Source organism: Legionella drancourtii LLAP12 (assembly GCF_000162755.2).
Lineage (GTDB): Bacteria > Pseudomonadota > Gammaproteobacteria > Legionellales > Legionellaceae > Legionella > Legionella drancourtii.
Genome location: NZ_JH413793.1, coordinates 89875 through 106190, shown reverse-complemented (window position 1 = coordinate 106190; position 16316 = coordinate 89875). Strand labels below are relative to the sequence as shown.

Sequence of the window (16316 nt, the reverse complement as noted above, 5' to 3'; positions counted from 1 at the left end):
GCTCTGGGTTCAACAATGGGCATTATATGGCTATAATGCACTAATAGGGCACGATTGTTGGTCTTATGGCTGCATTTTACGTAATGGTGTCAATAAAAAGTATTTTCATTAATTTTTAATAGTGTGAGTAGTTATGGAACAGCGGGATTATTATGAGCTTTTAGAAGTAAATCGAACTGCGAGTGATGCGGAAATTAAAAAAGCGTATCGTAAGCTGGCAATGAAGTATCATCCAGATCGTAATCCCGATGATTCCTCGGCAGAAGAAAAGTTCAAAGAAATTCAAAATGCCTACAGCATTCTCTCCGACCAGCAAAAACGTGCTGCTTATGATCAATATGGTCATGCTGGCGTAGATCCTTCGATGAGAGGGGGCCCTGGTGGCGGTGGTTTTGGTGGTTTTGGCGATGTATTCGAAGACATTTTTGAGAATATTTTTTCCGGCGGTCGTGGTGCGGGTCGGCAATCTCGTGGCCAACGCGGTGCCGATTTACAATTTAACGTGACCTTAACTTTAGAAGAAGCCGCTTTAGGTAAAGAAGTTGAGATTACAGTCCCTAGACAAGGCATATGTACTATTTGTAGTGGTTCTGGAGCAAAACCAGGAACCCATCCAAAGAATTGCGAAACCTGTAATGGCATGGGGCAAGTGCGAATTCAGCAAGGATTTTTTTCGATTCAACAAACATGTCCAAGCTGTCATGGTGAAGGAAAAATAATTACTGACCCATGTTCTGGTTGCCATGGCCAAGGCCGTATCCGTGAAAGTAAAAAATTAACGGTTAAAATCCCTGCTGGCGTTGATAATGGTGATCGTGTGCGCTTAAGTGGTGAAGGCGAAGCTGGAATGCATGGTGGCGGCCCAGGGGATCTTTATGTGCAAATTAATGTAAAAAAACATGCCATATTCGAACGTGATGACAATGATTTGCATTGTGAAGTTCCTATTAGTTTTATCACCGCGGCGATGGGCGGTTCTATCGAAGTGCCAACCCTTGAGGGTCGAGTGACATTAAAGATTCCTGATGAAACCCAAACTGGAAAAGTATTCCGCTTGCGTGGTAAAGGAATGAAGTCGGTACGTGGACATGGGCAAGGGGACTTATTGTGTAAAGTTGTGGTGGAAACTCCTGTTAATTTATCACGTGAACAGAAAGATTTATTAACCAAGCTGCATGAATCATTAGAAAATGCTAAAGCAAATCACTCTCCGCGCACCAGTTCTTGGTTTGCTGGTGTGAAAAAGTTTTTTGAAGACATGAAATTTTAAACTAAGTACGTTATAATTGCGCAATTTATTTTTTTATGTGTATTTTTTGAACTAATGCCTTCTCCCCTCAATGGAGCATAGACGTTAAGCTAAAGGTAAAATTGCTGATTCCTACGTTCCGCGGGAAGTAGGCAGCGGATTTTTCCTTAGCTTGATGCCTTGGCAACAGAAGAAGGAAATTACCCAGGCCTTAGTTTAAAAAAGCAGATCAACATAGAGTATGTCCATAATGAATCAACCAGCAATTTTAGTGTTAGCCGATGGTACAGTGTATGAAGGTATCTCGGTAGGAGCTACTGGTGAATGTGTTGGTGAACTGGTTTTTAATACCTCCTTAACCGGTTATCAGGAAATGCTCACTGACCCTTCTTACACCCGCCAAATTATTACTCTAACTACAGCGCATGTCGGTAATACCGGTTGTACCTCCGAAGATATGGAGTCTAATAAAGTTTGGGCAGCAGGTTTAGTGATGCGCAACAATGCGATAACCCACAGTAATTATCGCGCAGAACATTCGCTTTCAGATTGGCTCCGAAAAAATGGTGTGGTTGCTATTGCCGGCATTGATACGCGGGATTTAACCTTAAGATTACGTGACCATGGTGCTCTTGGCGCATGTATCAGTACCGATGTCGACGATCCAGAGCATGTTTTAGCGAGAGCGAAATCTTTTGCAGGTTTACAAGGTGTCGATTTAGCCATAGAAGTGTCGCGAAAAACTACTGAACGTTGGCATGAAGGACGAGGTCAATGGGGGGCTGATTCTCAACCACAACAATTTCATGTTGTGGCCTATGATTTTGGTGTAAAGCATAATATTTTACGCATCTTATATGATAAAGGCTGTCATTTAACGATAGTGCCGGCGCAAACTTCCGCTACAGAAGTTTTAGCCATGAATCCTGATGGTGTGTTTTTATCGAATGGTCCAGGTGATCCACAAGCCTGTGATTATGCTATTCGTGCAACCCAAGCGTTTTTAGAGCATAACATTCCTGTATTTGGTATTTGTTTAGGCTTCCAGATTTTGGCTTTAGCTTGCGGCGGCGTGACCAAAAAAATGAAATTTGGTCATCATGGAGCTAATCATCCGGTGATTGAAACAGAAGGTAAAAAACGCGTTTTTATAACCAGCCAAAACCATGGTTTTACTGTTGATGAAGACAGTTTGCCGACTTGTTTAACGGTGACACATCGTTCGCTTTTTGATGATACTTTACAGGGAATCAGACATAAAGAGAAACCCGCATTAGGTTTTCAAGGCCATCCAGAGGCAAGCCCTGGGCCTCATGATATAGAATTAATTTTTAATGAATTTATAAAGTTGATGAAGTAAACTTTATCAATAAATACAAAGAGGATTTATCAATGAATGAAAGCTATGTCTTCACTTCCGAATCGGTTTCTGAAGGACATCCGGACAAAATTGCCGATCAAATTTCAGATGCAATTTTAGATGCAATTTTAATGCAAGACCCCAGTGCGCGGGTTGCTTGTGAGGTTTTTGTAAAAACGGGTATGGTTCTGGTTGGTGGTGAAATCACGACTACAGCTTGGGTTGATGTCGAAGCCGTAACGAGGCAAGTAGTTAAAGATATTGGCTACAATAGTTCACAAATGGGTTTTGACTGGGAATCTTGCGCCGTACTTTCGGCAATCGGCAAGCAATCTCCTGACATCGCCCGTGGTGTGGATAATGAAACCACCAAGATCTTAGGTGCTGGTGATCAAGGTTTAATGTTTGGTTACGCTAGCCGTGAAACGGATGTATACATGCCTGCACCTATTGCTTATGCGCATCGTTTAATGGAAAAACAAGCCAGTTTGCGTAAATCAGGTGCTTTACCCTGGTTACGTCCTGATGCAAAAAGCCAGGTTACTTTACGCTATGAGCATGGTATGCCCGTTGAAGTAGATACGGTCGTTATTTCAACTCAGCACGCCGAAGACATTAGTCATAGTGACTTAACCGAAGCCGTACGCGAAGAAATTATTAAAGCCACCTTACCTGCAGAATGGTTAACTGATAAAACACGTTATTTTATTAATCCAACAGGTCGTTTTGTGATTGGTGGTCCTTTAGGTGATTGCGGTTTAACAGGACGTAAAATTATTGTTGATACTTATGGTGGCATGGCCCGACATGGCGGAGGCTGTTTCTCCGGTAAAGATCCGTCAAAAGTAGACCGTTCAGCAGCTTATGCTGCACGTTATGTCGCTAAAAATATAGTAGCTGCCGGGATCGCCGACAAATGTGAAATTCAGGTTTCTTATGCAATTGGCATTGCAGAGCCTACGTCTATTTTTGTTGAAACTTTTGGCACTGGTCGTTTAAAAAATAGTGAAATTATTGAGTTAATTCATACGCATTTTGATTTAACACCGCAAGGTATTATTGAACACCATGATTTACTGCGTCCTATTTACAAAGAAACCGCGACTTATGGACATTATGGACGAGAGCAATTCCCTTGGGAGCGTTTAGATAAGGCTGCTGAACTACAGAAAGCATTATAAAACAGGATAAGGATATAAAAATGGAATTAGGGACTAAAGCCAGTATGGCACAAGACTATAAAGTAGCCGATAAGTCATTGGCCTCCTGGGGACGCAAAGAAATAGCGATTGCCGAAACAGAGATGCCTGGCTTAATGGCCCTACGCGAAGAGTTTGGGGCTACAAAGCCATTGCGTGGTGCGCGTATTGCGGGCTGTTTGCATATGACCATTCAAACTGCGGTATTGATTGAAACCTTAGTTGCTTTAGGGGCCGAAGTTCGTTGGTCCTCATGCAATATATTTTCTACTCAAGATCATGCGGCAGCGGCTATTGCTGCTGAAGGTATTCCTGTGTTTGCCTGGAAAGGGGAAACTGAGGAAGAATACTGGTGGTGCGTGGAACAAACACTAACTGGTCCAGGCAATTGGTTTCCTAATCTATTATTGGATGATGGCGGTGATTTAACGCAAATCATTCACCAAAAACACCCTGAATTATTGACTGCAATTAAAGGGGTTTCTGAAGAAACAACTACCGGTGTCGCGCGTTTATATGAAATGGCGAAACAAGGGAATTTAAAAATTCCTGCGATTAATGTGAATGATGCCGTTACTAAATCCAAATTTGATAATCTTTATGGTTGTCGAGAGTCCTTATTAGATGGTTTAAAACGCGCTACCGATGTGATGATTGCGGGTAAAATTGCGTTGATTTTAGGTTATGGTGATGTAGGTAAAGGTTGTGCCCAAGCCTTACGTGGCCAGGGTGCGACAGTATTCATCGCCGAAATTGATCCCATTTGTGCTTTACAAGCAGCGATGGAAGGATACCGTGTAGTCACTCTTGATGAGGTTGCAGAGCAAGTGGACATAGTCGTTACGGCAACAGGTAACTACCATGTTGTAACGCATGCGCATATGCAACGCATGCGTAATCAAGTTATTTTATGCAATATTGGTCATTTTGATTCAGAAATTGATGTGCATAGCTTAAAACAATACTCTTGGGAAAATATTAAACCTCAGGTTGACCATATAATTTTTCCTGATGGCAAACGCATTATTCTTCTGGCAGAAGGTCGTTTGGTTAACTTAGGTTGTGCTACAGGGCATCCTAGTTTTGTCATGTCGGCATCGTTTACCAATCAGGTGCTGGCGCAAATTGAATTATTCCAACATGCGGCTAATTATGACCAGCAAGTTTATGTCTTGCCTAAATTATTAGATGAGAAAGTCGCTCGTTTGCATCTGGGACGTATTGGTGCCAAATTAACTCAGTTAACTGATGAGCAAGCGAAGTATTTAGGCGTTGGTGTTGCAGGACCTTATAAACCCGATCATTATCGTTATTAAGCTCATTGCTTAAGCTAAGGAATTTAATTTCGGGCTGAGGAAGCGCGTTAGCGCTGTCTCGAAGCGGTGCAAAACTTCGAGACAGCATAAATTTTTCCGCCGCTCGAATGGTTTGGGGGCGTATCAAAAAGCCGTTTTCCCTCAACTTGACCGCCCAGCTTATGTCAATTAAGCCAACTGAGTATAGTCCATCCCTACTTTTTCTCGATAAAGTTTTAAATTATTAAGTAAATGCGGCGTATCAGGTTGTGCCTGCAACGCTTGTTCTGTTGCCTTTAGGCCTTGTTGAAATTTGCCCATGTGCCAAGCGCAGCGACTTAAAATTTCAAAACGAGCGTAGTTGTCGAGTGCTTTTTCAACAAACAGTAGATCATTACTCGGGTAAGAGGCTTTGCAAGCATGATTCGCATAAAGATAACATAAGGGAATATTATCCAGCCAATAATGATCCGTAATATGCACTAAGGGCTCAATACGCTGCGGAAGCAATGAGAAGGCTTGCAGATCATAGCGCTGAGCTTATCCTCAAGCCATCATCCCTGAACGTGCTTATAATAATGATAGGATTTTCAAATTATTCAAAGAATTGTGCTGCATCAATCGCCCCTATACCTTATTAATTGTTTGAATAATAGCCTTAATTATTTTCTTATAGGGTGGATAAGACCACAGCAAATTATTGCTCTGAAAACCAGATATTGGCGGGCGGTAATTACAACAATTTGGGATACGCCATAATAAGGCGTAAATTAGAATAAATCCCAGGCTAAGTGCAATAAATAGCATAGATATACTCTTTGTTGTTTTATCTTCCTCATTCATTAATGCTCCGGCTACTAATGACAAAATAAATAAAGTAACCAGGATTATGCGAATAAAACGTCCCCAATCAATAGCGATGCAACATAGAAGTATCGTGCCAGCTAATGAGAGCAAAAATAGCAAACGTGACAATTTATTTTTAAAGATAAATTTTAATTGCGATAAAAGCGGGATAAAAGCAAGAAGGGATAACAGGATAATCAAACTGTAATTTCTAAAATAATGGCTGTAATTTATCTGAAGTAAAACGCGTTTGACGGCCGTTTGCATAGGCACCATCAGCCAACCAATTGAACCATAAGTGGATACAGGGTATTTAGGCAGTAAAGAGTTATAAATCGCGATTACTTGGGTTTTATCACCAGAAAATATCAAGCATAAAACAAAACTGACTACGGATAAGCTCAGTAAACTCATAATAATGCAACCACGTTTTGCATTGAGTTTTATTTTTGCTAAATAGATCATGAGCAGCATGGGCAGGAAAATCGCGAAGGCTTCATGGGTTAAAATGGCTAGCGGATAGAAAAGCAGGATAACATAGAATAGAGTTGTAAATGTTTTTTCTTCATAGGTTGCGGCAGACCAACCTACAAAAGCCACTAGGCAACAATAAATCGCCTCCTTAAAATAGCCTCCCTGGCTTTCGATTTGATCAAAACTATTTATTTGAAAAGTAAATAAAAAAGGAGAAAAAATAAGGAGTAGGTAAGGCAATAAGGTTTTTTGTTTTTTTAATAATAAAAAAGAAAAGAATAAAAAGAAGCCATTTAAAAAAACCTGGATTAAAAAACATAAAAACCTGGATTAATTGTTGTGTAATTAGCAAGTTGATAAATAAATTCACCTAAGAATCCTCTTCTTACAAAGCCGCCTTGGTAATTGATTAGCCAATCACCCATATGCCAGGTACTGTGCGTTAAAAAAGCTTGCCAACTGCCTAAGGCCGTTAATAGAAAAATGATGCTTAAGTAGGGGATTAAACTGTTTTTAATTCCTACATCCAGTGTTGTTATGGAGATTTTTTTCATTGGTATATATCCAGAGCAACGAAATGCAATTCTTTATGGACGCGTATAAAAGCTATTGCCGATGGACAAATAAATTCATCGCGAGTTTTTGCCAAAATAGTTAATATTTTACTCTGTTTACCGAAAGATTATGATACTAAATGGCTATTAAGGGATAAGTCAAGTGAGAGGGGGAAGAGCTTTAAACTTATATAGATCAAAGATTGGGGCTATGTTAAACTGGCGCATTAAATCTAAAGCAAAAACTGAGCTATTTAGCAGCAACTTGCTGAAAATTCACAATTAAATTTTTAAAGAGTAATTCATCAATGCGGTTGTCTTCACTTAAGTTACTGTATGCCTATCGAGGCTTTATTCTTGGCAATGTAAAGCGGGAATTCCAAAGTAAATATCGTAACTCACTGTTAGGCGCAGCATGGAATATAATCAATCCGTTGGCAATGATCGTGGTTTATACGGTGATTTTTTCACAGGTCATGCGTGCTAAATTGCCGGGAATAGATACAAGTTATGCTTATAGTATTTATCTATGTGCGGGGGTGCTGACTTGGGGCTTGTTTGCTGAGATTGTTGGGCGTGGCCAAAATGTATTTCTTGAGTATGCCAATTTATTAAAGAAAATTAATTTTCCTCGTTTGTGTTTGCCTGTAACCGTTGTTGCCAATTCCTTGCTAAATTTTGCCATTATTTTTAGTTTGTTTACGATTTTTTTATTAGTCAGTGGAAATTTTACTGGCTGGGTGTATTTTGCCATATTTCCGGTACTTATGGTTTTAGTGGTTTTTGCGGTGGGATTAGGGATTACGCTCGGTATCTTGAATATATTTTTTCGTGATGTGGGGCAATTTTTTGGTGTTTTTCTGCAGTTTTGGTTTTGGTTGACGCCTATTGTCTATCCGATAGCTATTTTACCTGAAAACGCGCATCGATTAATGGCTTTGAACCCTGTGGCCGGGCTAGTGATGGCATCTCAAACGATTTTGGTTAAGGGCGAATTACCTAATTGGTTGAATTTATTACCGGCTGCCGTGCTTGGTTTGATGTTTTGTTTGATTGGTATGCGTTTATTTCATAAGCATGCCGGTGAGATGGTGGATGAACTTTAATGGGTAGACTTGTTGTTCACAATTTAGCAAAGGCTTATAAGAATTATCCAACGCGTTGGTCGCGTTTGTTTGAATGGCTGATCCCTTGCTCTAAGCCAAAGCATCGCTTGAAATGGGTTTTACAGAATGTTTCTTTTACAGTAGAACCTGGTGAGGCTGTAGGCATTATTGGTATTAACGGCGCGGGTAAGAGTACCTTGCTCAAAATGATCACTGGTACGACGCAACCGACAATGGGCCATGTACATGTTGAAGGAAAGGTTGCGGCGATGCTGGAATTAGGGATGGGATTTCATCCTGATTTTACCGGCCGGCAGAATGTGTATATGGCTGGGCAACTGCTGGGTATGTCCATTGAGCAAATTACGCAATTAATGCCTGAAATTGAGGCTTTTGCGGAAATAGGCAGCTATATAAACCAGCCAGTGCGGGTTTATTCAAGCGGTATGCAAATGCGTTTGGCATTTAGTGTTGCCACGGCTGTGCGCCCTGATGTGTTAATTGTTGATGAGGCTTTGTCAGTTGGCGATGCTTATTTTCAACACAAGAGCTTTGCTCGCATTCGCGAATATAATAAGCAAGGCACTACTTTGTTGATTGTTTCACATGATAAGCAATCCATTCAAAGTATTTGTGACAAGGCCATTTTGCTCAATGCAGGCAAGGTCGAGATGGAAGGGGCGCCAGAAGTTGTTATGGATTATTACAATGCTTTATTAGCCGAGAAACAAAATCAAAACATTGAGCAAATAAAAACAGATGATGGGAACGTGCAAACTATTTCAGGCACCGGTGAGGCAAAAGTAAAAGAGATTTATTTGCTTGATCAGCATGGAAAACGGGTTGAATACGTTAATGTGGGGCAGCGCGTTACATTATGTGCTGAAGTACAGGTGTATGCTGAGATTCCACGCCTTGTCTTAGGCTATGGCATTAAAGATCGTTTGGGGCAGGTAGTGTATGGTACGAATACTGATTTAAAGAAAAAAGTACTAGAGAATTTATTGCCGGAGCAACGTGTTGTCTATCAGTTCGTTTTTGATGTGAATTTAGGCCCAGGAAGCTACTCTGTGCAAACGGCACTGGCAAGTACCGATACGCATTTGGTAAATAATTATGAGTGGCGTGATTTGGCATTGATGTTCCATGTGGTGAATATAGATAAACCTTATTTTGCTGGCGTGGCATGGCTTGATCCTGAAATAGGAGTTTTACAGCAATGAGCATGGTGTCCTATGCGCAAAATTTTGAAGATATTATGCTTTGGCGTGCATTAAAGCATATTAAGCATGGTTTTTATATTGATGTTGGGGCACAAGACCCCCTTATTGATTCGGTGAGTAAAGTATTTTATGAACAAGGTTGGCGTGGTGTACATGTCGAGCCGACACAACAATATGCAGACAAATTACGAAAAGCGCGCCCAGGTGAAACTATCATGCAAGTGGCGGTGAGTAATCAGCCTGGTTCCATTGTTTTGTATGAATTTGCGGATACCGGCCTTTCTACGGCGAATAGAGACATTGCCTTACGGCATAAAACCACAGGTTTTGTCTGCACAGAGGCTGAAGTCCAGCTAATAACCCTTGATGAGGTATTTAACCAAGTGGTAACCGATGAGGTTCACTGGTTAAAAATTGATGTTGAAGGTTTAGAAAAATCAGTACTTGAAAGCTGGACTGCCGATGACATTCGCCCTTGGATTTTAGTGATTGAAAGTACCAAGCCGAATACTCAGGAAGAGTCTTATCAGGAATGGGAATTCTTGGTTTTGCAAAAAGGATATCAATTTGCTTATTTTGATGGGCTTAATCGGTTTTATATTTCTAACGAACACCTTGAATTAGGCAATTTTTTTAAAATAGCACCTAACATTTTTGATGGCTTTGCATTAAGTGGCTATGCATCGCATCCCTTTACACGCCATTTAAATCACCAAATTGTGGAGCTTAATGCGTCACTGCAACAAGCTGAACATACTCATAGAGCCCAACTTGATGCGATGAGAGCAAGCACCTCTTGGCGAATTACACGTCCAATTCGTCTACTAAAGAGATTTTTTGAGCGCTTAAATTCTGCGAAAGTGGAGTGGCGAGTAGGGGCGGAAATAAGGCATCGTTTAATTAATTTTATTTGTTATTTAAGTAAGGTGGTATTAGATAATCGCGTGCTTCGATATGGCTTCATAAGAATATTAGCTAAGCATCCCAAGTTAAAAAGTAAGATTCGTAATCGGTTATTTGCTTTGACTAAAAGAAATGATTTAATTGGCTTGGATCTTAAACACCAATCGGTTAACCAATTTTACTCTGTAAAAGCCGCGAAAATTTTTTCTGATTTAAAAAAAGCCACTGCAAAACGAGGTGCTGAATGAGGATCGTTATTGATCTACAAGGGGCGCAAACAGAGAGTCGCAACCGGGGTATTGGTCGATATTCTACCGCTTTGACTCAGGCCATTGTACGCAATGCTAAAGAACATGAGATTTTTATTGTTGTTAATTTACAATTGCCGGCAATTAATGACATTCGGCTTGCGTTTAAGGATGTTTTACCTCCAGAGCGCATAGTTGCTTTTGATGTACCTAAGAACTTATCATGGGAGGTGCCTGAAAATTCTTCTCGTAGAAAGGTTGCAGAACTAATACGCGAAAACTTTCTTGTCGATCTTAATCCGGATTTAATTTTGATCACCAGCCTATTTGAAGGCGCTAGTAACTGTGAATGCGACTCATTCGATAGGTATTGGCTCGTGTAAAATACCTACAGCAGTTATTTTATATGATTTAATTCCTCTGTTTAATCCTGATGCTCATCTTGGCTTTGCTTGGGTTAAGAATTGGTACATGGATAAAATTGAAAGCTTAAAGCGAGCCGATTTGCTTTTGGCAATTTCCAATTATGCGAAAAAGGAAGCGATTGACCTCTTAGGTTTGGACGATAAGAAAATTACCGCTATTTCTTCGGCACATACCGATATTTTTTTTCCTGCGAGTATGGATGAAAAATCAAAGCAGGAGCTGTTGTTACGCTTTAAGATTACATTACCTTATGCTCTGTATAATGGCGCGCTTGAGTCACGGAAAAATTTAGAGCGTTTAATACAAGCATTTTCATTATTACCCTTAGAGTTACGCAATAAACATCAATTAGTATTTGCTGGCAAAGGGGCGGATGTTGAACAACAAAAGCTCTTAAAACTCGCCCGTAAATATGGCGTTAGTGACTCGTTGATTTTAACAGGCTATATTTCCGATGCGGAATTAATCGCCCTTTTTTCATACTGTGAAGTATTTGTATTTCCATCTGTGCATGAAGGATTTGGTTTGCCAGCCTTGGAGGCCATGGCATGTGGTGCACCGACTATCGGTTCTTGCGTCACCAGTATTCCTGAGGTAATAGGCCGTGAGGATGCATTATTTGACCCCTTAGATCCCGCTGATATTGCGGAAAAAATTGCAAAAGTATTAACTGATTCGGCATATCGAGAATCTTTGCGGCAGCACGCATTGGCGCATTCAGCTACTTTTTCTTGGGATGCCTGTGCTAAAGCCGCTCTTGCAGGCTTTGAGGCTATTGCTGTGGATTGCTCTTCTAAGATTAAGCAAAATTGGAAAGAACAGGTGCTTAATCGAGAAAAAAATTACCAAAATTTAATTTCATCAATTGCTGCAATAACGGTGCCCGGCTTTACTCTTACTGAAACAGATTTGATTGTGCTTGCCAATTGTATCGCGCGCAATATTCAGACTGCAGAAAAAGTCGCCCGTGGTTCGACCTTGCCAGCGCCAATAACTTGGCGTGTCGAAGGTCCTTTTGATAGTACTTATAGCTTAGCACTCCTTAATCGAGAGACAGCAAGGGCATTGGTGACGCTTGGGCATCAAGTTGTATTGCACTCGACAGATGGGCCAGGTGATTTTGCGCCGAATGCTCATTTTCTTGAGCAAAATAGCGAGCTAGCACAGTTATATTATAAAGAACGAGAAATCGCACCATTTGACGCAGATGTGAGTAGTCGTAATCTCTATCCACCCCGAGTTGCTGATATGCACAGTCGCTGGAATTTCTTGCATCATTATGCTTGGGAGGAATCTGGATTTCCTTTGCACTGGGTTGATGATTTTAATTCGTATTTACAAGGGTTGACCTGTCTTTCAGAACATGTGCGCAAAATCATGCTGGAGCATGGGGTGACTGTTCCTCTGTTAGTTTCTGGATGTGGTGTAGATCATTGGGAACGTATTGTTGCCGATAAGGACTATATTGTTAGCGGAAAATCCTTTCGATTTTTGCATGTATCCTCATGTTTTCCTAGAAAAGGGGTAAAAGAGTTACTGGAGGCTTATGGCCAAGCGTTTACATCTGCAGATGATGTAACTTTAATTATTAAAACCTTTGCAAATCCACATAATAAAGTTGATTCTTGGTTAGCAGAAGCGCAACAAATAAATCCGAATTACCCTGATGTTCATCTAATTATGGGGGATTTGACTGATGCGGAACTTAAAGCTTTGTATGAGCAATGTCACGTCTTAGTTGCTCCCAGTAAAGCTGAGGGGTTTGGTTTGCCAATGGCGGAAGCTATGCTTTCCAATTTACCTGTTATTACCACCGCCTGGGGTGGGCAGCTTGATTTTTGTAATGCAAAAACAGCTTGGCTGGTTGATTATGATTTTGAGCGTGCAGATACTCATTTTAATATCTTTTCATCTGTTTGGGCAAAGCCAAAAATAGCCGACTTAGCAAAAATAATGTGCGCTGTGTATGCTACTGCCCCCGAGCTAAGAACGCAGCGGGCAACAAAGGGTAGAGACTTACTTTTGTCAAAATTTCGCTGGGAAGATGTCGTTAAGAGGCTTGTAGCACTCCCTGCTTCGTTGGCAAAAATAGTTAATGTACCAGAACCACGAGTGGGTTGGATTTCAACCTGGAATGCGCGTTGTGGTATTGCTGCTTATTCTGGTCATTTAGTAAAACATTTCTCATTGGATACGGTTATCTTTGCAAATCGAACCACAGACCTTGTTACCACTGATAGTCATGCGGTTGTTCGCTGTTGGAATGCCGGTGAACAAGATAACTTGAGCTTGTTAGACGCGCAAATTGATTTACATCATATTGATACGCTTGTGATTCAATTTAATTATTATTTTTTTGAATTTGAGCATTTTTCTGAATTTGTAAATAAGCAAGTGAAATTAGGTCGGCAGATTATTGTCACACTTCATTCCACGATAGATCCAATACAGCATCCACAAAAAGCATTAGTGAACATTAAAGATGCACTTGCGCGTTGCACAAGAATACTGGTGCATGCGCCTGCCGATATGAATCGGTTAAAGCAGTTAGGATTGATCAATAATGTTTGTCTTTTTCCACATGGTATCATTGATTATCAAGCCAAGTTAGCAGCTGACGCTGTTGCTATTGCAAAAAATGAAGAGTTTGTCATCGCAAGCTATGGCTTTTTCTTGCCTCATAAAGGGCTTCTTGAATTGATCGCCGCTGTTGTATCGTTGCATCGCCAAGGTTGTTCGCTGCGACTTAAAATGATCAATGCGGAGTATCCTCATATTGATTCAACGACGCTTATTCAACAAGCAAAAGAAACAATTGAGCAATTAGAGGCGGGAGATTTTATTACGCTTCATACCGATTTTTTGACTGATTTAGAATGTTTAGATTTGTTAAATGCAGCGGATGTCCTTATTTATCCGTACCAAGAAACCGGAGAGTCATCTAGTGCCGCAGTTCGCTATGGTATCGCGAGTAAGAAACCGGTGCTTGTGACCCCATTAGCCATTTTTGATGACGTTGGCCCTGCTGTAACTAAGTTAGCAGGCACAACATCAGAACAAATTGCTGAAGGCATTGCGGAAATGATGCGACATATTCAACATCGCTCACCTGCGATAATTGAACAGGAAGAGCGGGCTGCTAACTGGCGTGAAGAGCACTTATATCCAAAGGTTGCACAGCGGTTATCGCGAATGCTGCTTAGCTTTTATGGGATGTAATTTTTAATTTAGTTTTATCGCGATCTAATGAAACAAAGCCTGGTTTTAAATGGAATATCTTATGCAGACACAAACATCACCCCGTGTATTAATTACCGGGTCACATGGATTTACTGGTCGTTATATGGCTCAGGAAATGCAGCAAGCAGGGTATCAGGTCTACGGCCTTGGTTCCTCGCCGAGTAAAGACGAACATTATTTTCAGGCAGATCTGTGCAATCCCTTGGCAGTTAAGACCGTATTAGATGCGGTGCAGCCGGATTATGTGATTCATCTTGCCGCACTTGCTTTTGTGGCACATAGTGATGCCAATGCCTTTTATCAGATTAATGTACAGGGGACTCGCAATTTGCTTGCAGGATTAGCCGCAATGCAGCTCCCGGTGAAAGGGGTATTGCTGGCAAGTAGTGCCAATGTCTATGGCAATGTTGCTGAGGGCGTACAGGATGAAGATACGCGGCCTAATCCCGCCAACGATTATGCCGTCAGCAAATTAGCAATGGAGTATATGGCAAAGCTTTGGATGACCAAATTACCCATTATTATTACCCGGCCTTTTAATTACACCGGGGTTGGTCAGGCGGAGCAATTTTTTCTGCCCAAAATTATTTCTCACTTTCGTCGTAAAGAAGCTTCTATTGAGCTTGGAAATATTGATGTGTGGCGCGATTTTAGTGATGTACGTGTTGTCGTTTCTGCCTATCGTCGTTTGCTCGAGCACAATGCCTTTGGCCACATTGTTAATGTTTGCTCCGGGAAAACCCATAGTTTGCGCGAAATCATCGATTATTGTCGACAAGTTACGCAGCATCAAATAGAAATCCGTGTTAACCCTGCTTTTGTACGTACGAATGAAGTTAAGACACTGTGTGGAAATAATTTTAAACTATTTGACTTGATTGGTGATTTGCCTGGCAAAACGTTACACGAGACACTGCATTGGATGATTGAAGCATGAAATTAATTTTGTCTGTAGAACCTATACGTTTTCCCTTAACGGGTATTGGGCGTTATACCTGGGAGTTAGCGCGCCATCTGTCCTTGCACTCTGATGTTGAATCCTTGCTTTATTTTACGGGAACCGATTTTATTAAGGATTTACCGACAGCAGGAGAACATTCTAATCAGCAACATAAACTCAAACGTTTGCTGCAAAAAAGCCGCTTGGTAACCGAGGTATATCGTTTGCTTATGCCGAAGTTAAAAAAACAGATATTAAAAGGCAAAGAAGATCATTTATATCACGGCCCTAATTTTTTTGTTCCACCTTTTGCGGGAAAAAAAATTGCAACCTTTCATGATTTATCACCCTTTACCTGGCCTGAGTGTCATCCGCCTCAACGCGTGAAATATGCACAAAAAGAAACACCGAAAACACTGAAGACTGCGGATGCGTTAATTGTTGATGCCGAATATATTCGTCAAGAGTTAGCCAGTTATTTTTCATACCCTCTTGATAAAATTTTTACAGTCCCTTTAGCCGCAAGCGAAGAATTTAGACCTTATAGTGAACGTGAAGCTATGCCAATTCTATCGCATTATGGCTTGCAGCATAATCAATACACTTTTTTTGCCGGTACCATTGAGCCAAGAAAAAATCTAATGACGTTAATGGATGCTTATGAACAATTACCATTGGCATTACGGCAGCGTTTTCCGCTTGTTCTTTCCGGATATGAGGGATGGCGTAGCGAAGCCATACATCAACGTATTGATAAGGCAAAACGCAGTGGTTGGGTAAATTATTTAGGTTTTACTCCTGCGGAGCATTTGCCTGTTTTATATGCGGGCGCGCGATTATTTGCCTTTCCATCGTTGTATGAGGGGTTTGGTTTGCCGGTTCTTGAGGCGATGAGTTCTGGAGTACCGGTTATCTGTTCTAATAGTTCGACACTGCCAGAAGTTGCTGGAGACGCTGCGTTAATGGCGGCGCCGCAGGATGTTGATGCCTGGTCACAACTGTTGCAGCAGGGGCTAGTCGATGATGAGTGGCGAAAAAATGCAATTGTACACGGCCATTTAAGAGCAGCTCAATTTTCGTGGGCACGCTGCGCTGCGCAAACAATGGCTGTATACAGGGCAGTTAAAGAGCATTAGGTTTTGTTTTGTATTAATAATAAAGAAATATCTATTGGGGGTTTTATTAATTTGAATACATTACAGTTGTTTATTTCTCATATTAAGCGAAGAGTGTTGTCCTTGTGTTGCAATTTA

At 41.0% G+C, this 16316-nt stretch carries 14 protein-coding genes; 11 read left to right on the top strand and 3 right to left on the bottom strand.

The features are described from left to right. Window positions 1-133 precede the first annotated feature (133 nt). The 4 genes from dnaJ to ahcY all read left to right on the top strand — a co-directional run bounded on the left by dnaJ (window position 134) and on the right by ahcY (window position 5124). Entirely contained in the window at window positions 134-1270 is a 1137-nt protein-coding gene (gene dnaJ / locus LDG_RS00450) for a molecular chaperone DnaJ (RefSeq protein WP_006869092.1), read from the top strand. A 226-nt stretch (window positions 1271-1496) separates the two neighbouring features. Continuing rightward, window positions 1497-2609 carry a glutamine-hydrolyzing carbamoyl-phosphate synthase small subunit gene (gene carA / locus LDG_RS00445; RefSeq protein WP_040534062.1) on the top strand — a complete coding sequence of 371 codons (1113 nt, stop codon included), beginning with the start codon at window positions 1497-1499 and terminating at the stop codon, window positions 2607-2609. A gap of 32 nt (window positions 2610-2641) precedes the next feature. Next, window positions 2642-3790, top strand: coding sequence for a methionine adenosyltransferase (gene metK / locus LDG_RS00440; protein ID WP_006869090.1), 1149 nt, complete (start codon window positions 2642-2644; stop codon window positions 3788-3790). Between the two features lie 20 nt (window positions 3791-3810). Beyond that, a complete protein-coding gene (ahcY, locus tag LDG_RS00435; RefSeq protein ID WP_006869089.1) occupies window positions 3811-5124 on the top strand; it encodes an adenosylhomocysteinase in 1314 nt (437 codons plus the stop codon). A 168-nt stretch (window positions 5125-5292) separates the two neighbouring features. On the opposite strand, the gene LDG_RS00430 is transcribed toward ahcY, so the two are convergent. From LDG_RS00430 to LDG_RS00420, 3 genes are all read right to left on the bottom strand, one after another. Further along, the gene (locus tag LDG_RS00430; protein WP_006869088.1) at window positions 5293-5586 is read right to left on the bottom strand and encodes a hypothetical protein; all 294 of its coding nucleotides are present in this window, start codon (window positions 5584-5586) and stop codon (window positions 5293-5295) included. 144 nt (window positions 5587-5730) lie between these two features. Then, window positions 5731-6549 carry a hypothetical protein gene (locus LDG_RS00425; RefSeq protein WP_006869087.1) on the bottom strand — a complete coding sequence of 273 codons (819 nt, stop codon included), beginning with the start codon at window positions 6547-6549 and terminating at the stop codon, window positions 5731-5733. Between the two features lie 182 nt (window positions 6550-6731). Continuing rightward, entirely contained in the window at window positions 6732-6977 is a 246-nt protein-coding gene (locus tag LDG_RS00420) for a hypothetical protein (RefSeq protein WP_006869085.1), read from the bottom strand. Window positions 6978-7285: 308 nt separating this feature from the next. Here LDG_RS00420 and LDG_RS00415 point away from each other — a divergent pair, with 308 nt between their 5' ends. The 7 genes from LDG_RS00415 to LDG_RS00390 all read left to right on the top strand — a co-directional run bounded on the left by LDG_RS00415 (window position 7286) and on the right by LDG_RS00390 (window position 16199). After that, window positions 7286-8083: an ABC transporter permease gene (locus LDG_RS00415; protein WP_006869084.1), complete on the top strand. Its 798-nt coding sequence runs from the start codon at window positions 7286-7288 to the stop codon at window positions 8081-8083. Then, window positions 8083-9306, top strand: coding sequence for an ABC transporter ATP-binding protein (locus tag LDG_RS00410; RefSeq protein WP_006869083.1), 1224 nt, complete (start codon window positions 8083-8085; stop codon window positions 9304-9306). Before LDG_RS00415 ends, LDG_RS00410 begins: the two co-directional genes overlap by 1 nt. Further along, on the top strand, window positions 9303-10457 hold the full coding sequence (locus LDG_RS00405) for an FkbM family methyltransferase (RefSeq protein ID WP_006869082.1): 1155 nt from the start codon (window positions 9303-9305) through the stop codon (window positions 10455-10457). Before LDG_RS00410 ends, LDG_RS00405 begins: the two co-directional genes overlap by 4 nt. Continuing rightward, a complete protein-coding gene (locus LDG_RS18255) occupies window positions 10454-10840 on the top strand; it encodes a glycosyltransferase family protein (RefSeq protein ID WP_006869081.1) in 387 nt (128 codons plus the stop codon). The genes LDG_RS00405 and LDG_RS18255 overlap by 4 nt, the downstream gene beginning before the upstream one ends. Beyond that, complete coding sequence (locus LDG_RS00400) at window positions 10803-14102, top strand: glycosyltransferase (protein ID WP_006869080.1); 3300 nt, start codon at window positions 10803-10805, stop codon at window positions 14100-14102. The genes LDG_RS18255 and LDG_RS00400 overlap by 38 nt, the downstream gene beginning before the upstream one ends. A gap of 61 nt (window positions 14103-14163) precedes the next feature. Next, window positions 14164-15060 (top strand): NAD-dependent epimerase/dehydratase family protein, encoded by an 897-nt coding sequence (locus LDG_RS00395; protein ID WP_006869079.1) that lies wholly within the window; start codon window positions 14164-14166, stop codon window positions 15058-15060. Continuing rightward, a complete protein-coding gene (locus LDG_RS00390; protein ID WP_006869078.1) occupies window positions 15057-16199 on the top strand; it encodes a glycosyltransferase family 4 protein in 1143 nt (380 codons plus the stop codon). The genes LDG_RS00395 and LDG_RS00390 overlap by 4 nt, the downstream gene beginning before the upstream one ends. The last annotated feature ends 117 nt before the right edge of the window (window positions 16200-16316 follow it).